Here is a 21,151-nt window from a genome sequence, read left to right on the forward strand (position 1 = left end):
CATCGGGCCGGCCTCTTCGACGTTCCGGGGGCCGCGTTCGGTAGGGTGCCGGAATGGACCTGCGCGTCGCGGCGTACGCCGTCATCATCGACGACAGCGACCACGTGCTGCTCGCGCACTGGGTCGAGGGGCGCCGCGCGGCGTGGACTCTGCCCGGCGGCGGACTCGAGCCCGGTGAGGATCCCGAGACGGCGGCACGACGCGAGGTGCGCGAGGAGACCGGCTTCCGGGTGCAGCTGGACGGACTCCTCGGCATCGACTCGCACGTGATCCCGGCGTCCCGGCGCGTGCAGCCGGGGCACACGGAGGCGCTGCACGCCCTGCGCATCCTCTACCGCGCCCATATCACCGGGGGACGGCTGCGCAATGAGGTCGACGGGTCGACCGACCGGGCGGACTGGTTCCCGGTCAGCGCCGTCCCGCAGCTTCCGCATGTGAAGCTCGTCGACGTCGGGCTGCGGATGGCGGGCGTGCTGAGCCCGGACTAGGGGATCTCCTGCGAGATGTCGGCGACGATCCCGTCGTACGCCGCGATGAGCGCATCCGCCTCGACGAACAGACTGTAGCCGTGGGCGCCCGCACCCATGGCGATGCGGCGGCCCCGGATCGACTCGTCCGCGTAGACGGGCCACGGCGTCGTGCTGCCGATGGGCACGATCGTGCCGCGCTCGTAGCCGGTGGCGGCGAGGGCGAGGGCGGGATCGGGCAGCTGCAGACGGTTCACACCCACCACGGCACGCAGCTTCGGCCACGAGATCGCCCGATCCCCGGGGATCAGGGCGAACAGGTAGGTGTCGTCCGCTCGCTTGACCACGAGCGTCTTGGTGATGTCCGCGGGCTGCAGCCCCAACAGCGACGCGGCCTCGACGAGACTGCGCGCCTCCGGACGGGGGCGCAGCTCGATGTCGAGGCCGCGTTCTGCTGCGGCGGTTCTGACCCGGTCGAGCGGGTCAGGCATCCGGTGCGCGCAGCGGGTCGTCCGCCACCCACAGCTCGTCGTCGGCGCGCAGCGTCTGCCACGCGGCGTAGAGCACGCCCAGGGCGGCGCCCACACCGAGGATGATCGCGATGACACTTCCGGCACCGAGGCCCTTGGGTGCCGGAGCCTCCCGGATGGTGAGCCGCTTCGCGGCATCCTTCCCGTGCTTCTCGGCGCGCTTGGCGAAGGCGGCGAAATCGACCGGGCTCGGCGCGCGGCCCGCGGCGAGACGCTCCCGCGTGTCGTTCGCGGCATCCCACACCGACAGGGCAGAGCCGACGACGGCGCCCGCCGCGGGGACGAGCTTCCGGTTGTAGACCTGCTTGGAGGTCGTCACGCCCTTGTCGACGTAGGGTGCTGCGTACTTCTCGTACGTGTGCTGCACGGTCGGCGCCACCTGCTCACGGCTGTAGTTGCCCAGCTGGCGGCCGGCTTCGCGGGCGACCGCACCCACCTGCCCCAGCAGAACCTGCTGCGACTCCCACAGGTTGTTGGCCTGCTCTTGAAGCTTGCGGAGTTCCTTCTTGCGCTTGCGGCTCAGGCTCACGGGGCCCTCCTCTAATCGGAGACGTTTCCCCCCATCTTGCCAGACCACGGCGAACGCGCGAGGGGTTGACAGATGTGAGAATGGGAGGCATGGCCCTTCACACCGCTGTCGCGACTCTGCACACCAACCACGGCGACATCGTCGTCAACCTCTTCGGCGATCACGCACCGCGCACGGTGCAGAACTTCACCGGCCTCGCAGACGGCACCGGCGCCTGGACCGACCCCGCCACCGGCCAGCCGGGCGAGGGCCCGCTGTACAAGGACGTCGTCTTCCACCGCATCATCCCGGGCTTCATGATCCAGGGTGGCGACCCGCTCGGCCAGGGCGTCGGCGGCCCCGGCTACACGTTCAACGACGAGATCAGCCCCGAGCTCGACTTCACGAAGCCCTATGTCCTGGCGATGGCCAACGCGGGTCTGCGTCGCAACGCGATCACGGGCAAGCCCGAGGGGACCAACGGGTCGCAGTTCTTCATCACGACGGACCCGACCCCCTGGCTGCAGGGCAAGCACACGATCTTCGGCGAGGTCGCCGATGACGCGTCGCGTGCCGTCGTGGACGCCATCGCCGCCGTGCCCACCGGCGCCGGCGATCGCCCCGTCGAGCCGGTCGTCCTCTCCTCGGTCGACGTCGTCGCCGTCTGACGCACCGCGCGTGAGCTCCACCGACTACCGGAGCAACCCGGAGAACTACTGCTACCGGCATCCGGATCGGCAGAGCTTCGTGCTGTGCCAGCGCTGCCTGCGCACCATCTGCCCGGAGTGCCAGACGCAGATGCCGGTCGGCGTCATCTGCCCGGAGTGTCTCGCCGAGCAGCAGCGCGGTGCGAAGGCCGCGACGGTGACGCGGATGCCGCGGCGCCGGGCGCGCGGGCAGTCCGACCGCCCCGTCGTGACCTACGCGCTCGTGATCCTGACGTCGGCGCTGTTCCTCGTCGGATTGATCCCCGGTATCGGCGGAGTGATCCGGTCCGCGCTGGCCTTCAACAGCCTGTACGTGCTGCCGGTGTACGCGTTCGAGCCGTGGCGGCTGGTCACCGTGACGCTCGTGCACGCGGGGATCTGGCACGTCGCTCTCAACATGCTGGCGCTGTGGGCGCTGGGCCGGAGTCTGGAGCCCTTGCTGGGGCGGATGCGCTTCCTCGCGCTCTACCTGCTGAGCGCGCTCGGCGGGTCGGTGCTCGTCGCGCTGCTGGCCCCGGGGACGTGGGTCGTGGGAGCCTCCGGTGCGGTCTGGGGTCTGCTCGGCGCGATGTTCGTCATCGGCCGGCACCTGGGCGCCAATGTCACCGCGATCGCCGTGATTCTGGGCCTGAACCTCGTGATCACGTTCCTGCCCGGATCGAACATCTCGTGGCAGGCGCACATCGGCGGCGGGCTCGTGGGCCTGCTCGTGGGATTCGTGTTCGCCCGCACACGGGCCATCCGTCAGCAGCGTGCGCAGCTCTGGCTGCTGATCGGGATCGCGGTCGCGCTGCTGGCGCTCCTCGTCATCCCCGCGTTCGTCTACGCCTGAGCGAGCGGGGAGTTATCCACAGGTTCATCCACAGGGTGGGGATGAATCACACCGGTGTAATTCACAGCCTGTGAGTGGATGTGTGGGAAGTCGGTGCTCGTCAGCGCCAGCGTGTCGTCATGAGGAAGCCGACGAACGCGATGCCGAAGCCGATGACGAGGTTCCACGGGCCGATGCCCGGGATGGGGAAGGCCATCGAGCTGAGGTAGAACACCAGCACCCAGGCGAGACCCAGCAGCATGAGGCCCAGCATGATGGGCTTGAACCACACCGGGTTCGGAGCAGCGCCACCCTCGGTGTGCTCGACCAGCGGTTCGTCGTCCTTGCCTGAACGTGCCATGCGTGTGATTCTACCGGGCGCGGGGCGCCGCCGACCCAGCCGCGCCACAGGCCGCCCTGAGTACAATCGGCCTGTGGGTGACGAGACGACGAGACGAAGCCGGCGGGCCCGCCCCCGGACCTCGGTCCTCAGCATCCTGGGCGAGGTGCTCATCACCCTCGGCGTCGTCGTCCTGCTGTACGTGTCCTACCAGATGTGGATCGGCGATCTCATCATCGGCAACCAGAAGCACGCCGAGGCCTCGGCGCTCGTCGAGAAGTGGCAGAGCGAGCCGGCACCCAGCCCGACGACCGCGCCGGAGGAGACCGCGCCCGAGGCCGCTCCCAGTGCCCCTGCGGAGACCATCATCCCCGTCCGGGCCCAGCCTGAGCACGGCGAGCAGTTCGGCGTCATGTTCGTGCCGCGGTTCGGCGCGGACTGGCAGTTCACGATCGCCGGCGGCGTCACGCGCTCCGACATCCTCGACCGCGGGGAGATCGGGCACTACCCCGACACCGCGATGCCGGGCGAGGTCGGTAACACCGTGTACGCGGCGCACCGGTGGACCTCCGGCGCGCCGTTCGACCCCATCGACCGCCTCGTCGTGGGCGACGCCATCGTCATCCAGACCCAGGACGGCTGGTACACCTACCGCTTCCGGACCCTCGAGTACGTGCAGGACACGGAGGTCGAGGTGCTCTCGCCCGTTCCCCAGCAGCCCTCTGTCGCGGCCGACGAGCGCTACCTCACGCTCACCAGCTGCGCACCCAAGCTCAACATGCTCGAGCGCATCATCGCGTACGCCGTGTTCGAGGAGTTCACGCCGGTCGCCGACGGTCCGCCGGCGTCCCTGACCGAGGGGGTGGCCGCCTGATGTACGCGGCACTGTGGCGTGCGCTGCCGGGCCCGGCCTGGCTGCGGATCATCCTGCTGACCCTCGCCGTGGCGGCGGTCCTGTACGGCCTGTTCTTCCACGTCTTCCCGTGGGTGTCGCAGTTCCTGACCCCCACCGACTCCACGATCGGCGGCTGATGACGGACGCTTCGCGCGTCCTGGTCGTGGACAATCACGACAGCTTCGTCCACACCCTCGTCGGCTACCTCGCGGAACTGGGTGCCGCGTGCGACGTTATCGAAGCGGATGCCGTGACCGACGTCGCCGGAACGCTCGCCGGCCGGGCCGGGGTCGTCATCTCGCCCGGTCCCGGAGCGCCGGCCGACGCCGGCGCGTCGGTCGCGGTGGTGCACGAGGCGGCGCGCACCGGCATCCCCCTGCTCGGCGTCTGCCTGGGGCACCAGGCGATCGGGGAGGCGTTCGGCGCGAGAGTCGTGCACGCGCCGGAACCCGTGCACGGCATGACCTCTGCCGTGCACCACGACGGCACCGGCGTGTTCGCAGGCCTGCCCCGCCCGTTCCCGGCGACGCGCTACCACTCGCTCGCGATCGACCCGGCGACCGTCCGCGCCCCGCTGCGGGTGACGGCGACGACGGCATCCGGGGTCGTCATGGGCGTCGCGCACGAGAGCCTCCCGATCACCGGGGTGCAGTTCCACCCGGAGAGCGTCCTCACCGAAGGGGGCTACCTGCTCCTGGGCACGTGGCTGGAGGGCATCGGGTTCACGGGCGCCGCGGCGCGGGGCGCGAACCTGCACCCGCACCGCGCGATCGTCTGACGGCCCGGACCGACCCGCTCAGGGCGCGCCCGTGCAGACGGTCAGGGCCACCTCGGAGTGGATCGGCACGTCCCCCGCGGCGAGCGACTGCGCCGTCACGACGGGCGCGGCGGGATCGCCGGCGCAATCCGGGTTGTCGATGCGCGTGGCCGTGAGGCCGATCCCGGCGAGCTCGCGCTCCGCGCCCTCGAGCGAGTAGCCCTCCAGGTTGACGAGGGTCACCCGGCCGCTGGCGACCTGCAGCGACACGCTCGTACCGAGGGGCACCTCCTCGCCCTGGGCGTACCCGGCGCTCATGACGGTGTCGGCGGGCAGATCGGGGTCGTTCGCCGTCGTGACGGGGCCGAGCCGCAGACGCGCGCCCTCGAGCGCGGCGGTGGCCTCGGCGCGGGTGAGACCCTGCAGCGGCGGCACGGCCGCCATGTCCTGGCCGGTCGACACGTACACGCGGATCTTCTGGCCCACCGCGACCGACGTCCCCGTGCTCGGGTCGGTGCGGATGACGTTGCCCTCGGCGATCGTGTCGTTGCTCTCCTCGAGGCGGACGGCTTCGAGGTCTTCCTCGGTGAGGATCTCCTCGGCGCGGTCCCACGACATGTCGACGATGTCCGGCACGATCCGCGCGTTCGCGGGCATCTGGGTGCCGGGGCGGATCGTCATGACCCAGATGAGCACCGAGATCAGGAGCACGGCGAGCACCGCGACGCCCGACCAGATGAACGCCACCGGCGGACCGGCCTGCGTCCGTCGCATCGTGGTGTCGGTGCTGAGCTGGCGCAGCGACCGCGCGGTCTCGGCCGCCTGGCGCGGGTTCGCGCCGTACAGCTCGCTCGTGAGCTGACCGACGTGGCGCTTGCTCGGGGAGCGGCCGTCGACGGCGGCATCCAGGGCCTCGCGGAACGACGCGGCGTCCTGGAAGCGCTGGAACGGGTCCTTCGCGAGGGCGCGCAGCACGATGGCATCCAGGGCGCGCGGGATCGTCTCGACGACGTCGGACGGCGGCAGCGGAGCCTCGCTGACGTGCTGGTAGGCCACCGCGACGGGCGTCTCCCCGCGGAACGGCGCCCGCCCGGTGAGCAGCTCGTAGAGCACGACGCCCGCCGAGTAGAGGTCGGCGCGTCCGTCGACGGGCTCGCCCTTGGCCTGCTCGGGCGAGAAGTAGGCGGCCGTTCCGATGATGGCGGTCGTCTCCGCGACGGTGGAGGAGGAGTCCGACACGGCGCGGGCGATACCGAAGTCCATGACCTTGACCTGGCCCTGCGGGGTCACCATGACGTTGCCCGGCTTGATGTCGCGGTGCACGACGCCGGCGCGGTGCGAGTACTCGAGGGCCTCGAGGATGCCGTCGGTGTAGCGGATCGCGTCGGGGACCGTGACACCGCCCGCCGAGATCATGTCCTTCAGGAGACGCCCGCGGACGAGCTCCATGACGATGTACGGGAGCGGCTCCGTCGACCCGTCCGGCCTCGTCTCGACGTCTTCACCGGCGTCGAAGACGCGGACGACCGCGGGATGGGCCATGCGCGAGGCGGCCTGCGCCTCGAGACGGAAGCGGGTGCGGAAGGCGCTGTCGGCGGCGAGCTCGGGCTTGAGGATCTTGATCGCGACCGCGCGCCCGAGGGTGAGGTCCTGGCCCCGGTAGACGCTCGCCATGCCGCCTCGCCCGATGAGCTCATCGATGCGGTAGCGGCCGGACAGCACACGCTGCTCTGCAGACACTTCACTCCCTGGGCTGGACAACAACCCAGCGTAACCGACCGCGCCTGGGAGCCTCCGGGAGATCAGCCCTCGGTGCCGGGGGTCGGGTTCTCCTGGGCCGGCGCCGTGATCGTCGAGGATGCCTCGGGCGCAGGCCCCGACGGACGCTGCGCGCCGTCGCAGCTCACCGTGTACGAGACGATGAGCAGCTGCGTCGGCTCGCCCGTGACGGTCACCGCCACGGGGCGGTCACCGCCCTGGAACGAGCCGGTCGTGCCGCCGTTGGAGAAGGTGCCGTTGATGAGCGTCAGGTCGTAGGACGCGACCGAACCCGTGCCGGACGGGCACGTGTACCCGTCCCACACGACCTGGACGACGGCGCCCTGCTCGACCGTCTCCGCCGTCGTGCCGTCGACCTGGATGCGGGCGGGCGTGGGGGTCGTGAGCTCGGTGGCCGCGTCGTAGGCGGTGAGCGTGATGCGCTCGTCGAGGTCGACGTTGCCGCCGACCGGGTTCATCTCGTAGACCTTGCCGACCTGGTCGTCGCTCGGCGCGGGCGAGCCGATGCCGCAGGACACGTTCGTCAGCTCGTTCTCGGTCGCCAGGGCGAGCGCTTCCTCGCACGTCTTGCCGAGGAAGCCGACCGAGGCCAGATCGATGCTCGTGGGCTCCGCGACAGGGGTGTCCGAGGGAGTGGGCTCGGCCTGCGTCGCGGTGTCGCTGGGCGTCGGCGTCTCCTGGGCGCCACCCTGGCCGAACAGGGCGAACAGCGTGCCGCCCAGGACGAGCACGAGCAGCGCGATGAGCGCGACGAGCGGCCAGGTCCAGGGGCTGCGCTTCTTCTTCTCCGCGACCGGCTGCTCCTCGGGGATGACGGCCGTGGTCGGCATGATGCGGGTCGCGTCCTCGGTGGCGACCCCTGCGGTCAGCAACCGGGTGACCTCGTCGACGCTCGCGGCGCCGGCGATCGCGGGCACGATGGCGGCGGCGCCCGCGACATCGCCGCGACGGAGAGCCGAGGCCGCGCGCGCGACGGCGGAGGAGGACGCCGGCCGATCCTCGGGCTTCTTCGCGATCATGCTCATGACGAGGTTCTGCACGGGTTCGGAGACCGTCGGCGGCAGCGGCGGCGGGGCGTCGTTGATCTGCGCCATGGCGATCGCGACCTGCGACTCGCCCGTGAAGGGGCGCTTGCCGGCCAGGGACTCGTACGCGACGATCCCCAGCGAGTACGTGTCGGTGGCGGGGGATGCCGGATGGCCCGAGGCCTGCTCGGGGGAGAGGTACTGCACCGTCCCCATGACCTGGCCGGTCGCCGTCAGCGGCACCTGGTCGGCGATCCGGGCGATGCCGAAGTCGGTGATCTTGACGCGGCCGTCGGGGGTGATGAGCAGGTTGCCGGGCTTGATGTCGCGGTGCACGAGACCGGCGGCGTGCGCGGCCTGCAGGGCGGCGGCCGTCTGCGCGACGATGTCGAGCGTCTTGTCGGTGGAGAGCGGGCCTTCCCGCTCGAGGATCGTCGACAGGGCCTCGCCCGGGACGAGCTCCATCACGAGGAAGGCGGAGCCGTTCTCCTCGCCGTAGTCGAAGACGCTCGCGATGCCCTCATGGTTGACGAGGGCGGCGTGGCGGGCCTCGGCGCGGAAGCGCTCGAGGAAGCCAGGGTCGCCCATGTACTCGTCCTTGAGGATCTTGATGGCGACGGTCCGGCCGATGACGTGGTCCGTGGCCTCCCACACCTCACCCATGCCGCCGACGGCGATCCGCGAGTCCAGCTCGTAGCGCCCGCCGAAGCTCACACCCTGTGTCGGTCTCATCTGCTCAGCACCGCCTCCATGACTTTCTTCGCGATGGGGGCCGCGATCCCGTTGCTCGTGCCGTTCTGACCGAGCCCACCACCGTTTTCGACCATCACGGCGACGACGATCTCGGGGTCTTCCGCGGGAGCGAATCCCGTGAACCAGAGCGTGTACGGATCGCCTGGGCCGTGCTCCGCAGTGCCGGTCTTCCCGGCGACGTCGACGCCGTCTATTCTTGCACCGCTCGCCGCACCGTTCGCGACGTTGGCGGTCATCATGGTGGTCATCTGGGCGGCGATCTCCTCGGTCAGCGCACGGCGGAATTCCGTGTCGTCGAAGGTCTGCTGGATGGTCAGATCGGGGGCGACGACGGTGTCCACCATCCGCGGGTTCATCACGACGCCGCCGTTGGCGATCCCCGCCGCCACCATGGCCACCTGCAGGGGCGTGGCGATGACGTCGCCCTGACCGAACCCGCTGAGCCCGGTCTGCGGGTCGTCGAGCGCCGGCGGGTACACCGACGGCGTGGAGTCCAACGGCATCTCGAACGACGAGTTGAAGCCGAACTTCTCCGCCTCCGCGCGGATGACGTCGTCACCCAGCGCGATCGCGAGCTGCGCCATCGGGATGTTGCAGCTGAGCCGCAGCGCGTCGGCGAGCGTCACGGTCTCGCCCTCGCCGCACGTGCCGCGGTCGAAGTTGCTGATCGCGGTGTCGGTGCCCGGCAGCGTGTAGGTGGCCGGGTTCGGGAACGTCGACGCCGGCGTGTACTGGCCCGAGGACAGCGCGGCCGCGGCGACGACGAGCTTGAACGTCGACCCCGGGGGTTCGAGGTTGCCCCCGATCGCCCGGTTGTAGAGCGGATTGCGCGCGTCGGCGACGAGCTCGTCGTACGACGCGCTCACGGCCCGGGTGTCGTGCGTGGCGAGGCGGTTGGTGTCGAAGCTGGGGCTCGTGGCCATCGCGAGGATGCGCCCCGTGCTCGGGTCCATCGCGACGACGGCGCCCTCGTAGCCGGCGAGGGCGTCGTAGGCGACGCGCTGCAGCTCCGGGTCCAGGCTCACGATCACGTTCGAGCCGCGCGGGGCCTGACCCGTGATGATCCGCTCGATGCGCGCGAGGAACTGCGAGTCGTCGGTGCCCGCGAGGACGGAGTTCATCGCCTGCTCGAGGCCCGTCCGATCACCCAGCACGGGGTTGATGTACCCCGTGACCGGTGCCCACATCTCCGCGTCGGTGTACGTCCGCATCCAGCTGAACACGTCGTCGCTCGGGACGGACTCGGCGATCACGCTCCCGCCGGCGATGATCGATCCGCGCTGCACCTCGTACGAGTCGTACAGGGCCCTGCGGTTCTGCGGGTTGGCGGTGAGGTCGCCGGCGCCGAGGACCTGGATGAAGGTCGTGGACCCGAACAGGGCGAGGAACATCACGAGCATGACGATGCTGAGGCGGCGCAGTTCCTTGGTCATGTCAGCCGATCACCACCCGGGGCCGGGAGCGGACGGCATCCGACACCCGCAGCAGCAGGGCGACGATGAGCCAGTTCGCGACGAGGGACGAACCGCCGGCGGCGAGGAACGGCGTCGTGAGGCCGGTCAGCGGGATGAGGCGCGTGACGCCGCCGACCATGATGAACACCTGCAGCGCGATCGTGAAGGACAGTCCGGTCGCGAGGAGCTTGCCGAAGTCGTCCTGACCGGCGATGCCGATGCGGATGCCGCGGCTCGTGAACACCATGTAGAGGCACAGGATCGCGAAGGCGCCGATGAGGCCGAGCTCCTCCCCGAGGCTCGGGAAGATGTAGTCGCTGTGCGCGAGGGGCGTCAGGCCCGGGCGGCCCTGACCGAGGCCCGTGCCGAGGAGCCCGCCGTGCGCGAGTCCGAAGATGCCGCTGACGAGCTGCATGCTCGAGTTGTCCATGAGCTCGGGGTTGAACGCGTCGAGCCAGTTCGTGAAGCGCGCGCCGACGTAGGGCAGCACCTGGGATGCCGCGAGCGCACCGGTGACGGCGAGGGTGACGCCGAGGACGACCCAGCTGGTCTTCCCGGTCGCGGCGTAGATCATCGCGATGAACATGCCGAACATCAGCAGCCCCGTGCCGAGGTCGCGCTGCAGCACGATGATTGCCATCGACGCCAGCCACATGATCAGGAGCGGGCCGAGCTCCCGCGCGCGCGGCCAGGTCATCCCGAGGAACCGGGTGCCGACGGAGGTGAGCGCTTCGCGCGTGCGCACGAGGTAGCCGGCGAAGAAGATGCCGAGCGCGATCTTGGCGAGCTCGCCCGGCTGGAACGAGAAGATCCCGCCGATCGAGACCCAGACGTCGGCGCCGGCATCCGTGCCGAGACCCGGCACGAACGGCAGGAGGAGCAGCAGGATGCCGGTGAGGCCGAAGAGGTACGTGTAGCGGAAGAGCACGCGGTAGTTCTTCAGGAACACCACGACGGCGATGGCTCCCGCGATGGCGATGGCCGCCCAGACGAGCTGGCGGGTCGACAGCGCCTCCCAGCCGGTCAGCTCGTCCTCGATGTCGATGCGGTAGATCATCGCGAGACCGAGGCCGGAGAGCACCGTCGCGATCGGGACGACGAACGGGTCCGCGGAGCGGGCCGTGAAGCGGAGCACGACGTGCAGGGCCAGCACGAGGACCGTGAGGCCGCCGCAGTAGTACAGGAAGGTCCAGTCGATCGCGCCGAGGGCGCCGAGCTGCACGAGCGCGACGGCGGCGCCGTTGATGAGGAAGGCGAACAGCAGCAGTCCGAGCTCGCGGTTGCGCTGCGTCTGCGGCATCCGGAGGCGGCGGAGCGCCTTCATGACCGTCGTGTCGGTCGAGAGCTGCGTGTCGGTCATGGCACCTCCGTCACGGGGCGGAGGTTGTCGACGATCGCGACGGCGTCGGCCAGCGAGCGGGCCGAGATGGTCTGCTCGACCTCGTTGCGCTGGTACGCGGGCAGGTCGGCGAGCAGGATGCCGGTGTCGTCGTGCACGGAGGACAGGCTCAGGGGACCGATGTCCTGCTGTATCCCGCGGTAGATCACGACCGTGTCCTCGTCGGCGCCGATGAAGTAACGCGTCTGCGTCCAGGAGTACGCGCCGAACAGGGCCACGGCGAAGGCGGCGAGGATCACGACGAGACCGACGATCCACCACACGCGGCGGCGGCGGGCGCGGCGCCAGTCCTCCTCGATGAGCTCCTCGAGGAACTCCGACGACGGCTCGTAGTGGGTGGGCTCGTTGGCCGCGACGCGGCCCGGGTGGAACCACCCGCCGCCCGTCCGCCCGGAGCGCGCCGCGGGGATCTCGATTCCCTGCGGGTTCGACGCGGAGCCCACGATCGTCGGGGTTCCGCTGACGAGGGGATGCTGTCCGCCGACGTCGACGATGACGATCGTGACGTTGTCGGGGGCCCCCGCGTCGAGCGCCTGCTTGAGGAGCAGGTCGGCGGTGCGGCCGGGGGCGAAGCCCTGGTCGAGGGTCTTCGAGGTGTGCGCGTCGTCCACGACGCCGCAGAGGCCGTCGGAGCACAGCAGCCACCGGTCGCCCGGTTGCGTCGGCATGATGAAGGTGTCGACCTCGGGGTCGGGGTCCATGTCGCCGAGGACCCGCATGAGCACGGAGCGGCGCGGGTGGTAGCGCGCCTCCTCCGGTGTGATGCGCCCGGAGTCGACCAGCCGCTGCACGAACGTGTGGTCCGTCGTGATCTGCGTGAGCGCGCCGTCGCGGAAGAGGTAGATGCGCGAGTCGCCGATGTGCGCGATGACCGCGTGGTCCTCGACCATCATGAGGGCGCTGACGGTCGTGCCCATACCCGCGAGCTCGGGGCGCTCGGCGACCGTCTCGATGAGCTGCCCGGCCGTCTCGGCGATCGCGTCGCGGAGATCGCGCTCCGCGTCGGCGGTGTCGATGTAGCCGTTCTCAAGGTCCTTCAGGCGATGGATGGCGATGCTCGAGGCCACGTCGCCGCCGGCGTGCCCGCCCATGCCGTCCGCGACGATGAACAGGTTCGCGCCGCAGTAGCCCGAATCCTGGTTGTTGGAGCGCACCTTCCCTGTGTGGGAGATGGCGGCGCTCGAGCCCTCGAAGACCATGGTGGGCGGCCGCTACTTCCGCAGTTCGAACGTCGTCGCGCCGACCTTGATGGGGGCGCCCACGACGATCGGGACGGGTGTCGTGACGCGCGCGCCGTCGTGCCAGGTGCCGTTCGTGCTGTCGAGGTCCTGGATCATCCACTTGTCGCCCCACAGCAGCAGGCGCGCGTGGTGGCTGGAGGTGTAGTCGTCTCGGATGACGAGACCCGATTCGCTGGAGCGGCCGATCGTGAGGGGCTCACCCCCGAGTGGCAGCTCGAGCCCGGCCTTCGGGCCGCTCGTGATGACGATGCGGGACACCGCGTCGCGGGTCGCGGGGACCGGGCCGGACGTGCGCGGCGGGCGGGGCGGGGCGACCGGGGCGACGGGCGCCGTCGCGGCACCGGCCGCGGCGGCCGGCACGGGGGCGGGGCCGGGCTCGGGCATCTTCCGCACCTTCACGCCGAAGAGGTCGGCGCGCAGCGAGTAGACGACGGCGAAGACGAAGAACCACAGCAGGACGAGGAAGCCCACCTGCAGCAGCAGGAGGGTCAGTTCGCTCACGGGGTCCCTCCGTAGCCGAAGGCGCGCGTCGCGTCGGGTGCGGGCGGCCGCGGCGGCGTCGCCTGGGCGACGACGCGGAACACGATGTCGGTATGCCCGATCCGGACGACGGAGTCCGGCGCGAGCGGCGCCTCGGTGACGGGACGCCCGTCGAGGGTCGTGCCGTTCGTGGACTTCATGTCGCGGACCATGGCGCGCTCGCCGTCCCACAGGATCTCGACGTGGCGGCGGCTCGTGCCGGCATCCGGGATCGTGATGTCGGCATCGCTGCCGCGCCCGATCACCGTCCGGCTCTTCACGAGCGGATGCCGTTTCCCGGCGATCTCCACGACGCCGCGCCAGGCGACCTCACCTGCGGCGGTGCGCGACCGGACGCGCAGCGTGCCGGTGGCGAGCTGATCGTCCGCGCGGATGTCGATGGTGACGGGCCCCGCGAAGCTGAAGCCCTGCGCCTTGGCGTGCGCGTCGACGAGCCGGTGCAGCTCATCGTCCAGCGTGGACCCGAGTGAGCGCATGCGCTCCTCGTCGGCGGGCGCCATGCGCACCTCGAAGGTGTTGGGCGCGAGGATGCGGTCGCGGCTGACGACCGCGGCCTTCGCGTCGAGCTCGCTGCGGAGAGCGGCGGCGACCTCGACGGGTTGCACGCCGCTGCGGAAGGTCTTCGCGAAGGCGCTGTTGAGCGCGCGCTCGAGTCCCTTCTCGAAGCTGTCAAGTAGTCCCACGGGGCTCCTCTGGCATGCCGGCCGGTGGGTACATGCTAATTGCTGACCCTGTGCGTCGCCGGGACCCGGGCCCCGGCGGGTGCGATTCTGCCGTCGCCGTGCCGCGTGATATCCTCGGGAAGTTGATTCCGGTGCTACCGGATTCGCGCGAGTGGCGGAATAGGCAGACGCGCTGGCTTCAGGTGCCAGTGCCCGAAAGGGCGTGGGGGTTCAACTCCCCCCTCGCGCACAGCGCACGAAGGACCCGGTCAGAGCAATGTGCTCCGGCCGGGTTCTTCGCTTTCCGGACTGGTGAGGATGTCGGGCGGCCGGGCGCTCCGGGGTGGCGGTGAAGCGACCGGCCGGACCGGCACCTCACCAGCGGTGGGCCACGTCGACGACCAGCCGACTGCCGGTGCCCGGGCCATCGAGGATGAACGTCCGGAACGGAAGGCGTGCACGCACCCCCAGCGCGATCGTGCTCTGCCCTTCGTTGCTTCCCGCCCACGCCGCCTGGCGGAAGGTCGAGTAGCCTGCGACGTCGACGAGCTCCCGCTTGTCGGCCGGGCGGTACGTGAGCCCTCCGGTGTCGACGTCGTGGTCGGGCGCGAAGGCGACGATCTGCAGGTCTGCCGCGCCGCGCACCGGCACCGGGACGCCGGAGGCATCGGTACGCACCTCGGTGACATAGCGGACGTCGTATCCGTGGATGTCGCCCCGCACGTCGATGACGAGCCTGTCGAAGCATGCGTGGCGTCCGGCGCGCACGCCGGTCAGTGAGGCATCCATCGTGCCGATCAGATGGGACTCCGCGAGCGATCCCCACGTGATGCCGCAGTACGGCGCGGCGGTTGCCGCGGGGCCGGCAGACACCAGGAAGCCGGCGCCGAGCAGGATGCTCATCGATGGTGCAAAGGAACGCTTCATCGCGACCCACTCCTCGAGGATTCAGGCCACCCACCGCACATCGTACGCGCGCGTCTGCGCCGGCATCAGGCCGGCAAGGTCACGGAATCGGTGTCATTTCCACCCGCACGGTCGCGGGTTCAGATCAGCTTGTGCAGGCGGCGGAGCGTCTCCTCCGCGCCGGCGGCGTCCCGCGCTGCGATGCAGTCGCGCAGCCGCGTGTAGGCCTCGGTGCGGTCTTCCACGGCGGGGAGGAACGGCGTCCATCCGCGCAGACTGTGCCGGATCGTCACCGACGCCTCGCGGACGAAGCCCTCGAACACCCGGTTGGCCGCCGCCACGGTGACCTTCTCGAAGAGAGCGGCGTTCGCGTCGAACAGCTGGAGCCCGTCGTGCTCGACCGAGCGGATGACCGCATCCGCCGCCGCGACGAGGCCCGCGAGCTCGTCGTCGGTGCAGCGTGTGAGGGCGAGATGCATGATGTTGCCGAGCATGTAGACCGTGAAGGCGCCCATGGCGCCGCGTGTGTGGTCGTCGTGCTCCGCGACGCGCGTGTAGCGCCCGACCGCGATCTCGACGAGGCCGAAGCGCTCGAGGCGCTGGAGGGCCTCCCGTACGGGCGTGCGGGAGACGCCCAGGTCGGCGGCCAGGTCGACGTCGCGCAGTCGCTCGCCCGGGGCCAGGCGGCCGTCCAGAATGGCGTCGCCGATGCGCGCGTACACCTCGTCGCTGAGGATGGTGCCGCTCGTGAGGTCGATGGGAGGGAGTCTCGTGCGCATGGCCGCTCCAGTGTAGGGCCGACGTGGGGCGGATTCTCATGATCCTCCCACTCGCCAGGGAATCGATATATCAGTAGAGTGACCAGCGTCACGCTCGTCGTGACATATCCGGGGGGATCCGTCGACGCCCGGGCGAGCGTTGCATCTGCCGTGGCGCCCGGGCGTCGAATGGGAGCCGGCGTGCAACATCTGCGTAACCATCGCAGACGTGCTTCCCTGCACCGGCATACGGCCGTTACCGTGGGATCACCCGGCGCGGACGCGCCGGACCCATGCGGAGGTAAAGGCAGTTTCATGAGCACCAGCGGTACCGTCAAGTGGTTCAACTCGGAGAAGGGCTTCGGGTTCATCGCACCCGATGAGGGCGGCGCTGACGTGTTCGCCCACTACTCCGCCATCCAGTCGGGCGGCTACCGCTCGCTCGAGGAGAACCAGCGCGTCGAGTTCGAGATCGCACAGGGCCCCAAGGGCCTGCAGGCGGAGAACATCCGCCCGCTGTGATCGACGGCGTCAGCCCCTCGTGAGACGGTCGTAGTCCGCGAGGGCTGACGCGTCCTCGGCGTCCCGCAGCGCCCGACGCGCCGCATCCAGGGCCGCCACCGGATCGTCGGCGCCGCGCGCCCGCGCCAGGTCCTGCTCCGCAGCCGCGAGCCGCACCCGTGCGTCGGCCCCGGCCTGCGCGACCGCCGGAGCCGCGTGGGCGATCGCCTGCCGTGCCGCGGCCAGGGCCCCGGGCAGCGCCGTCCGCGCACCCCGCAGCCGCTGCTGCGCCGTGCGCGCATCGCCGAGCGCGAGGTCGAGCCGGTCCCGGAGGCGCGCCACGGCGGCCACGGTCGCCGTGGGACGGCGGAGCGCGTGCTCCTCCGCGGCCGTCAGCGCCACCTCGATCTCCCGCATCTGCCCGCCGAGCCGCGCCGCGTCGGCGGGTTCGAGACCGTCGCGCACCGTCGTCGCCTGACGCAGCGCCGCGCGGGCCGCCTCCAGCTCGCCCGCCACGGCTTCCGCGGCATCCACCACGACGCGGTGATTCTCCTCGAGAGTCCGCGCGGCGGTCTGCGTGCGGCGCAGCATCCGCTCGGCGCGCGTGAGCGACGCCAGCGCGCTGCGCGTCGGATCAGCCGCGCGCTCGGCGGCATCCCGCAGCAGCCGCTCCGCCTCGGCGAGCCCTGCGCGCGCGTCCGTGGCCGCCCGCGCGGCGTCGGCCCACTCGGCCGCGTCGAACCGGGCCGCCAGGTCATCCAGCAGGGGCTGCGGATCGCCGATCTGATCGCGGAGGGCCGCCCAGCGCTCCTGCGCGGCCTGCACCTGCGCGGCCGCGGTGACGTTGGCCGTCATCCAGTCCGCGTGCTCCGTGCGGGCGTGCGCGATGGCGGCGGTCGCGGCGTCGGTCCGCGTGCGGATGCGCCGGCTCACCCGCGTCACCTCATCGGGGTGGGTGTCGGGGCCGAGCTCCTGGAACTCCGCGAACGCCTCGTCGCGCGCGTGCTGCGCCGTCATCCGCGCCCGCCGCAGCGTTGCGGGGGCGGTGCCGTCGTAGAGCGCCCCGGACAGCTCCACCTCGATGTCCAGCTCGGCGACCGCGTCGTCCAGCCGGACGAGGGCGGACCCGGCCTCGATCCGCTCCCGCTCGGCTGCGGCGCGGGCGCGCGGGGAGCGGCGCGCACGCCGCAGCGCCCAGATCGCCGCGCCCGCGAGCGCCGCGGCGGCCCCGAAGACGATCAGCGCGGGCACGGCCCACTGCCAGAACGACTCCGGGGCCCCGTTCACGTCTCGTCCTCGATGAGCAGCAGCGCCCGCAGCTGTGCGGCGGTGTCGACGACGGCCTGCGCGCCCTCGGACTCATGCGGCCAGCTGAAGCCCCAGCGCACGAAGATGACCGGCACCCCGTGCTCTGCGCCGCCCTCGACGTCGTGGTGGCGATCGCCGATGAGGACCGGCCGGCTCGTATCGCAGCCGGCCGCGGCGAGCTGGCGCAGCGCCTCGCCGACGATGTCGGCCTTGGAGGCCAGCGTCTTCTCGTCCGGCGTCGCGCCCACGATCGCCTGCAGGTGCTCGGCCAGCTCGAAGTGGTCCATCAGCGCAGAGACCTGCACCTCGGGCTTCGAGCTCGCGGTCGCCTGCGGGATGCCGGCCGCCGCGAGCTCCGCGATGAGCTCGCCCATCCCGGGATACAGCTTCGCGCCCGTCGTGTACCCGTCGGCCTTGCCGATCACGCGGTAGTGCGCGACGGCCTCCGCGGCCCGCTCCGGCGTCATCCCCGCGTTCGCCTGGAACGACTCGTGCATGGGCGGCCCGATCCAGTGCACGAGCTCGGCGCGGGTAGGCGCCGGCAGCCCGAAGTCCGCGAGGCACAGCGTGAGCCGGCGGAGGATCCCCTCCGAGGCGTCGACGAGCGTCCCGTCGACGTCCCACAGGATGCAGCTCCACGGTGATCGGCTCGTCATGGTGACCACCCTACAAACCCCGTCGGGGGCCGCCGGGCCGGATCCGCACGGCGGGTAGGCTCGACGCCGTGCGTCTCGTTATTGCCCGCTGCTCCGTCGACTACACGGGTCGCCTCAACGCGCACCTTCCGCTGGCTACGCGCCTCCTCGTCCACAAGGGCGACGGAAGCCTCCTCGTCCACTCCGACGGCGGCTCGTACAAGCCGCTGAACTGGATGAGCCCGCCCTGCACGCTCTCGGTCGTGACCCCCGACGAGGAGGACGTGGACGTCGTGGAGAAGTGGCGTGTCACCCACACGAAGACGGGCGACTCCCTGACCGTGCGTCTCTACGAGGTGCTGCACGACTCCTCACACGAGCTGGGCGTGGACCCGGGCCTGGTGAAGGACGGTGTCGAGGCAGACCTGCAGCGCCTGCTCGCCGAGCAGGTCGAGGTGATCGGTGCGGGCCTGACCCTCGTCCGCCGGGAGTTCCCGACGGCGATCGGCCCCGTCGACCTGCTGCTGCGCGATCCCGCGGGCGGCACGATCGCCGTCGAGGTCAAGCGGCGCGGCGACATCGACGGCGTCGAGCAGCTCACCCGCTACCTCGAGCTGCTCGGCCGCGACCCCCACCTGGCGCCGGTCAGCGGCGTCTTCGCGGCGCAGGAGATCAAGCCGCAGGCGAAGGTCCTCGCTGCCGACCGCGGCATCCGCTGCGTCACGCTCGACTACGACGAGATGAAGGGCATCGACTCGGGGGCGCCGCGCCTGTTCTGACGCTCGTCGGGCGGGTCAGTGGTGCCCGGCGCCGACCTTCGAGCCGGCGATCGGCCGCGCCGCACCCGACGCGAAGCCGGAGGCGAGGACGAGCGCCACGAGGATGAAGAGGGTGTTCAGCAGGCCGATGTGGTCGCTGATGAAGCCGAGGACGGGCGGACCGCAGAGGAACGCGACGTAGCCGATCGTCGCGGCCGCGCTCACGCGGGACGCCGCCTTCGCGGGGTCGTCGGCGGCCGCCGACATCCCGAGGGGGAAGCCCAGGGACGCGCCCACGCCCCACAGCGCCGCCCCGACGAAGACGAGCGGCAGGTTCGGCGCGAGGATGAACAGCAGGATGCCCGCCCCCGCGGCCACGGCGAGGACGCGGAGTACCGCGACGCGGCCGAACCGGTCCACGAGCGGGCCGCCGAGCACGCGGACGACGGTCATCGCGACGGAGAACACGGTGAGGGCCGCGGCGCCGAGGGCCGCACCGCCGCCGTGGTCCTCGCTCACGCCCAGCGCGAGCCAGTCGTTCGCCCCGCCTTCGGCGAAGGCCATGCCCAGCATGACGACGCCCAGGGCGTAGGTGCGCGGCTCGCGCCACGCCGACAGCGCGAGGGCGATGCGCGCGCGCAGCGCCGGCTTCTCGGCGTCGCCGGATGCGGGGTCGCCGGCCGCTTCACGGGGCGGCACGTTGGCGAAGGCCGCGACGGCGACGATCACGATGGCGATCGCGACGATCATCGTGTGCGTGAAGACGTCCAGCCGGATGCCGGCGGCGAGGGCACCGAACCCCGCGCCGATCACGGTGCCGAAGCTGAAGAACGCGTGGAAGAGCGGCAGGATCGTCTTCCCGACCTGGATCTCGATCGCCGCGCCGTCCACGTTCATCATGACGTCGACCGCGCCGTTGCCGAAGCCGAAGAGACAGAGGCCGATCACGACGATCACGACCGACGGCGCGAGGTTGGTCCCGATGCCGATGAGGGCGACCCCGACGGCGAACACGAGCATGGCGCCGAGCATCCCGCGACGCGTCCCGAAGCGCGCGATCACGACGGACGCGGCGGACAGGCCGAGGATCGAGGCGATGCCCATGCCGAGCAGGAGCAGCCCGATGTCGCTGTTCTCGATGCCGAGGTCGGCCTTGATGGACGGCACGCGCGACGCCCAGGTGGCGATGCTCAAACCGCTCGCGGTGAAGATGGCGAAGATGGCGAGGCGCCAGCGCAGGAGCTGCGACGAGGTCAGGGCGGAGTCCATCGGGACAGCGTACCGAATCGATTCGACCTCTGGAAGCGGCGCGGGTTACCATCAAGACATGACCCGCCGTCCCACGATCGCCGACGTCGCCCGCACGGCCGGCGTCTCGCCGTCGACGGCGTCCGTCGTCTTCAGCGGCAAGACGCCGGTGTCGGATGCCACGCGCGAGCGCGTGCGCGCGGCCGCGGCCTCGCTCGGATACGCCGGTCCGGACCCGCTCGCCGCGTCACTCCGCCGCGGCCGCAGCGGCATCGTCGGCGTCGTCTTCGAGGAGCACCTGGGGGCGGCGTTCCTGGATCCGGTGAAGACCCTCATGATGGACGGCCTCGCCGACGCCGTCGCGCCCCTCGGCGCCGGCCTGCTGCTCCTGCGCGACGAAGCGCTCACCGAGAACGCGCCCACCCTCTCCACGGCGCCCATCGACGCCGCCGTGCTGATCGGCTGCAGCGGACTGCTCCGCGACTCGCTCGAACTCGTCCGCGCGCGGGGCCTGCCGGTCGTCGTGGTCGAGGGAGATGCGGGCGACGGCGTCCCCCGCATCCTGCTGGACAACCGCGAGGCCCAGCGCCAGGCCGCCGATCACCTCCGCCGTCTGGGGCACCGCTCGGTCGCGATCCTCACCCTCCCGCTGGATGCCGGCCGCCGCCGCGGCTGGGTGCCGGCGGACGCGGAGATCGCGATCGACGTGACGCGGGAGCGGCTCGCGGGGGCGCGCGACGTCTTCCCGGATGCCGTCGCCTACGCCGCGGCCGGAAGCTTCATCGACGAGGGGCTCGCCGCCGGCCGCGTGCTCTTCGCCGACCCGGCGAACCGGCCGACGGCCGTCATCGCGCAGAGCGACCTGCTCGCCGCCGGCGTCGTCCGCGCCGCGGAGGAGGCCGGGCTCCGGGTGCCGGCCGATGTCAGCATCACGGGCTTCGACGGGGTGCAGGTCGACGGCCTCGCCCCGTACGAGCTGACGACTCTCGTGCAGGCGGCGGCGGAAAAAGGCCGCGCGGCGGGCGCCGCCATCGCCGCCATGCTCGAGGATCGCGAGCCCGCGTCGATCCTCCTGACCTGCACATTCCGCGAGGGCAGTACGACCGGTCCCGTGCCCTCCTGACCGGAGGATCGCCGCTTCGCGCCGGTAGACTGGGATCCACGACCCC

The 21,151-nt window shown here is 71.3% G+C and carries 24 protein-coding genes and 1 tRNA gene; 10 read left to right on the top strand and 15 right to left on the bottom strand.

Going from position 1 to position 21,151, the window contains the following annotated elements:
* The first annotated feature begins 53 nt into the window (after positions 1 to 53).
* Positions 54 to 488: an NUDIX hydrolase gene (locus tag BR85_RS10190; protein ID WP_028496215.1), complete on the top strand. Its 435-nt coding sequence runs from the start codon at positions 54 to 56 to the stop codon at positions 486 to 488.
* Here the strand turns inward: BR85_RS10190 and BR85_RS10195 are convergent.
* Entirely contained in the window at positions 485 to 958 is a 474-nt protein-coding gene (locus BR85_RS10195; protein ID WP_028496214.1) for an aminoacyl-tRNA deacylase, read from the bottom strand. The genes BR85_RS10190 and BR85_RS10195 overlap by 4 nt on opposite strands.
* Entirely contained in the window at positions 951 to 1,526 is a 576-nt protein-coding gene (locus BR85_RS10200) for a hypothetical protein (protein WP_028496213.1), read from the bottom strand. The genes BR85_RS10195 and BR85_RS10200 overlap by 8 nt, the downstream gene beginning before the upstream one ends.
* A gap of 89 nt (positions 1,527 to 1,615) precedes the next feature.
* On the opposite strand from BR85_RS10200, the gene BR85_RS10205 reads away from it, so the two are divergent.
* Together BR85_RS10205 and BR85_RS10210 are read left to right on the top strand one after the other, a co-directional pair.
* Positions 1,616 to 2,173, top strand: a complete 558-nt coding sequence (locus tag BR85_RS10205) for a peptidylprolyl isomerase (protein ID WP_028496212.1) — start codon at positions 1,616 to 1,618, stop codon at positions 2,171 to 2,173.
* A gap of 10 nt (positions 2,174 to 2,183) precedes the next feature.
* Positions 2,184 to 3,044 (top strand): rhomboid family intramembrane serine protease, encoded by an 861-nt coding sequence (locus BR85_RS10210; protein WP_028496211.1) that lies wholly within the window; start codon positions 2,184 to 2,186, stop codon positions 3,042 to 3,044.
* 100 nt (positions 3,045 to 3,144) lie between these two features.
* Here the strand turns inward: BR85_RS10210 and BR85_RS10215 are convergent, their stop codons facing one another.
* Positions 3,145 to 3,384: a cell division protein CrgA gene (locus tag BR85_RS10215; RefSeq protein WP_028496210.1), complete on the bottom strand. Its 240-nt coding sequence runs from the start codon at positions 3,382 to 3,384 to the stop codon at positions 3,145 to 3,147.
* 73 nt (positions 3,385 to 3,457) lie between these two features.
* Here BR85_RS10215 and BR85_RS10220 point away from each other — a divergent pair, with 73 nt between their 5' ends.
* The 3 genes from BR85_RS10220 to BR85_RS10230 are packed head-to-tail and all read left to right on the top strand — an operon-like array spanning position 3,458 to position 5,036.
* Positions 3,458 to 4,237 (top strand): class E sortase, encoded by a 780-nt coding sequence (locus BR85_RS10220; RefSeq protein WP_028496209.1) that lies wholly within the window; start codon positions 3,458 to 3,460, stop codon positions 4,235 to 4,237.
* On the top strand, positions 4,237 to 4,395 hold the full coding sequence (locus BR85_RS15535) for a hypothetical protein (RefSeq protein ID WP_036272641.1): 159 nt from the start codon (positions 4,237 to 4,239) through the stop codon (positions 4,393 to 4,395). Before BR85_RS10220 ends, BR85_RS15535 begins: the two co-directional genes overlap by 1 nt.
* Positions 4,395 to 5,036 (top strand): anthranilate synthase component II, encoded by a 642-nt coding sequence (locus tag BR85_RS10230; protein WP_028496208.1) that lies wholly within the window; start codon positions 4,395 to 4,397, stop codon positions 5,034 to 5,036. The genes BR85_RS15535 and BR85_RS10230 overlap by 1 nt, the downstream gene beginning before the upstream one ends.
* Positions 5,037 to 5,054: 18 nt before the next feature.
* Here the strand turns inward: BR85_RS10230 and pknB are convergent, their stop codons facing one another.
* The 7 genes from pknB to BR85_RS10265 form a co-directional block, all read right to left on the bottom strand.
* Positions 5,055 to 6,755, bottom strand: coding sequence for a Stk1 family PASTA domain-containing Ser/Thr kinase (gene pknB, locus BR85_RS10235; protein ID WP_028496207.1), 1,701 nt, complete (start codon positions 6,753 to 6,755; stop codon positions 5,055 to 5,057).
* Positions 6,756 to 6,817: 62 nt separating this feature from the next.
* Positions 6,818 to 8,551: a serine/threonine-protein kinase gene (locus BR85_RS10240; RefSeq protein WP_028496206.1), complete on the bottom strand. Its 1,734-nt coding sequence runs from the start codon at positions 8,549 to 8,551 to the stop codon at positions 6,818 to 6,820.
* Positions 8,548 to 10,005 carry a peptidoglycan D,D-transpeptidase FtsI family protein gene (locus tag BR85_RS10245; RefSeq protein WP_028496205.1) on the bottom strand — a complete coding sequence of 486 codons (1,458 nt, stop codon included), beginning with the start codon at positions 10,003 to 10,005 and terminating at the stop codon, positions 8,548 to 8,550. Before BR85_RS10245 ends, BR85_RS10240 begins: the two co-directional genes overlap by 4 nt.
* A gap of 1 nt (position 10,006) precedes the next feature.
* Complete coding sequence (locus BR85_RS10250; RefSeq protein ID WP_028496204.1) at positions 10,007 to 11,386, bottom strand: FtsW/RodA/SpoVE family cell cycle protein; 1,380 nt, start codon at positions 11,384 to 11,386, stop codon at positions 10,007 to 10,009.
* Positions 11,383 to 12,624, bottom strand: coding sequence for a PP2C family protein-serine/threonine phosphatase (locus BR85_RS10255; RefSeq protein ID WP_028496203.1), 1,242 nt, complete (start codon positions 12,622 to 12,624; stop codon positions 11,383 to 11,385). Before BR85_RS10255 ends, BR85_RS10250 begins: the two co-directional genes overlap by 4 nt.
* Positions 12,625 to 12,636: 12 nt before the next feature.
* Positions 12,637 to 13,167: an FHA domain-containing protein FhaB/FipA gene (locus BR85_RS10260; RefSeq protein WP_028496202.1), complete on the bottom strand. Its 531-nt coding sequence runs from the start codon at positions 13,165 to 13,167 to the stop codon at positions 12,637 to 12,639.
* Positions 13,164 to 13,889: an FhaA domain-containing protein gene (locus BR85_RS10265; RefSeq protein WP_028496201.1), complete on the bottom strand. Its 726-nt coding sequence runs from the start codon at positions 13,887 to 13,889 to the stop codon at positions 13,164 to 13,166. Before BR85_RS10265 ends, BR85_RS10260 begins: the two co-directional genes overlap by 4 nt.
* A gap of 145 nt (positions 13,890 to 14,034) precedes the next feature.
* On the opposite strand from BR85_RS10265, the gene BR85_RS10270 reads away from it, so the two are divergent.
* Positions 14,035 to 14,118 (top strand) — tRNA-Leu (locus BR85_RS10270).
* 125 nt (positions 14,119 to 14,243) lie between these two features.
* On the opposite strand, the gene BR85_RS10275 is transcribed toward BR85_RS10270, so the two are convergent.
* Positions 14,244 to 14,795, bottom strand: coding sequence for an AMIN-like domain-containing (lipo)protein (locus BR85_RS10275; protein WP_028496200.1), 552 nt, complete (start codon positions 14,793 to 14,795; stop codon positions 14,244 to 14,246).
* Between the two features lie 119 nt (positions 14,796 to 14,914).
* Positions 14,915 to 15,553, bottom strand: a complete 639-nt coding sequence (locus BR85_RS10280; RefSeq protein ID WP_028496199.1) for a GntR family transcriptional regulator — start codon at positions 15,551 to 15,553, stop codon at positions 14,915 to 14,917.
* A gap of 294 nt (positions 15,554 to 15,847) precedes the next feature.
* On the opposite strand from BR85_RS10280, the gene BR85_RS10285 reads away from it, so the two are divergent.
* Complete coding sequence (locus BR85_RS10285; RefSeq protein WP_028496198.1) at positions 15,848 to 16,054, top strand: cold-shock protein; 207 nt, start codon at positions 15,848 to 15,850, stop codon at positions 16,052 to 16,054.
* A 9-nt stretch (positions 16,055 to 16,063) separates the two neighbouring features.
* On the opposite strand, the gene BR85_RS10290 is transcribed toward BR85_RS10285, so the two are convergent.
* Both BR85_RS10290 and BR85_RS10295 read right to left on the bottom strand, forming a co-directional pair.
* A complete protein-coding gene (locus BR85_RS10290; protein ID WP_028496197.1) occupies positions 16,064 to 17,320 on the bottom strand; it encodes a hypothetical protein in 1,257 nt (418 codons plus the stop codon).
* On the bottom strand, positions 17,317 to 17,997 hold the full coding sequence (locus tag BR85_RS10295; RefSeq protein WP_028496196.1) for an HAD hydrolase-like protein: 681 nt from the start codon (positions 17,995 to 17,997) through the stop codon (positions 17,317 to 17,319). The genes BR85_RS10290 and BR85_RS10295 overlap by 4 nt, the downstream gene beginning before the upstream one ends.
* 68 nt (positions 17,998 to 18,065) lie before the next feature.
* Here BR85_RS10295 and nucS point away from each other — a divergent pair, with 68 nt between their 5' ends.
* On the top strand, positions 18,066 to 18,755 hold the full coding sequence (gene nucS / locus BR85_RS10300; protein ID WP_028496195.1) for an endonuclease NucS: 690 nt from the start codon (positions 18,066 to 18,068) through the stop codon (positions 18,753 to 18,755).
* Positions 18,756 to 18,770: 15 nt separating this feature from the next.
* Here nucS and BR85_RS10305 read toward each other — a convergent pair whose 3' ends face one another.
* Positions 18,771 to 20,003, bottom strand: coding sequence for an MFS transporter (locus BR85_RS10305; RefSeq protein WP_028496194.1), 1,233 nt, complete (start codon positions 20,001 to 20,003; stop codon positions 18,771 to 18,773).
* Positions 20,004 to 20,061: 58 nt separating this feature from the next.
* On the opposite strand from BR85_RS10305, the gene BR85_RS10310 reads away from it, so the two are divergent.
* Entirely contained in the window at positions 20,062 to 21,105 is a 1,044-nt protein-coding gene (locus BR85_RS10310; protein ID WP_028496193.1) for a LacI family DNA-binding transcriptional regulator, read from the top strand.
* The last annotated feature ends 46 nt before the right edge of the window (positions 21,106 to 21,151 follow it).

This window comes from Microbacterium sp. UNCCL10, from assembly GCF_000746195.1.
Lineage (GTDB): Bacteria > Actinomycetota > Actinomycetes > Actinomycetales > Microbacteriaceae > Microbacterium > Microbacterium saccharophilum.

Coding starts and splice junctions, on each gene's coding strand:
- BR85_RS10190 (WP_028496215.1), top strand. CDS start 54: ATGGACCTGCGCGTCGCGGCGTACGCCGTCATCATCGACGACAGCGAC.
- BR85_RS10250 (WP_028496204.1), bottom strand. CDS start 11,386: ATGACCGACACGCAGCTCTCGACCGACACGACGGTCATGAAGGCGCTC.
- BR85_RS10245 (WP_028496205.1), bottom strand. CDS start 10,005: ATGACCAAGGAACTGCGCCGCCTCAGCATCGTCATGCTCGTGATGTTC.
- BR85_RS10195 (WP_028496214.1), bottom strand. CDS start 958: ATGCCTGACCCGCTCGACCGGGTCAGAACCGCCGCAGCAGAACGCGGC.
- BR85_RS10215 (WP_028496210.1), bottom strand. CDS start 3,384: ATGGCACGTTCAGGCAAGGACGACGAACCGCTGGTCGAGCACACCGAG.
- BR85_RS10275 (WP_028496200.1), bottom strand. CDS start 14,795: ATGAAGCGTTCCTTTGCACCATCGATGAGCATCCTGCTCGGCGCCGGC.
- BR85_RS10255 (WP_028496203.1), bottom strand. CDS start 12,624: ATGGTCTTCGAGGGCTCGAGCGCCGCCATCTCCCACACAGGGAAGGTG.
- BR85_RS10295 (WP_028496196.1), bottom strand. CDS start 17,997: ATGACGAGCCGATCACCGTGGAGCTGCATCCTGTGGGACGTCGACGGG.
- BR85_RS10280 (WP_028496199.1), bottom strand. CDS start 15,553: ATGCGCACGAGACTCCCTCCCATCGACCTCACGAGCGGCACCATCCTC.
- BR85_RS15535 (WP_036272641.1), top strand. CDS start 4,237: ATGTACGCGGCACTGTGGCGTGCGCTGCCGGGCCCGGCCTGGCTGCGG.
- BR85_RS10240 (WP_028496206.1), bottom strand. CDS start 8,551: ATGAGACCGACACAGGGTGTGAGCTTCGGCGGGCGCTACGAGCTGGAC.
- BR85_RS10285 (WP_028496198.1), top strand. CDS start 15,848: ATGAGCACCAGCGGTACCGTCAAGTGGTTCAACTCGGAGAAGGGCTTC.
- BR85_RS10305 (WP_028496194.1), bottom strand. CDS start 20,003: ATGGACTCCGCCCTGACCTCGTCGCAGCTCCTGCGCTGGCGCCTCGCC.
- BR85_RS10205 (WP_028496212.1), top strand. CDS start 1,616: ATGGCCCTTCACACCGCTGTCGCGACTCTGCACACCAACCACGGCGAC.
- BR85_RS10230 (WP_028496208.1), top strand. CDS start 4,395: ATGACGGACGCTTCGCGCGTCCTGGTCGTGGACAATCACGACAGCTTC.
- BR85_RS10310 (WP_028496193.1), top strand. CDS start 20,062: ATGACCCGCCGTCCCACGATCGCCGACGTCGCCCGCACGGCCGGCGTC.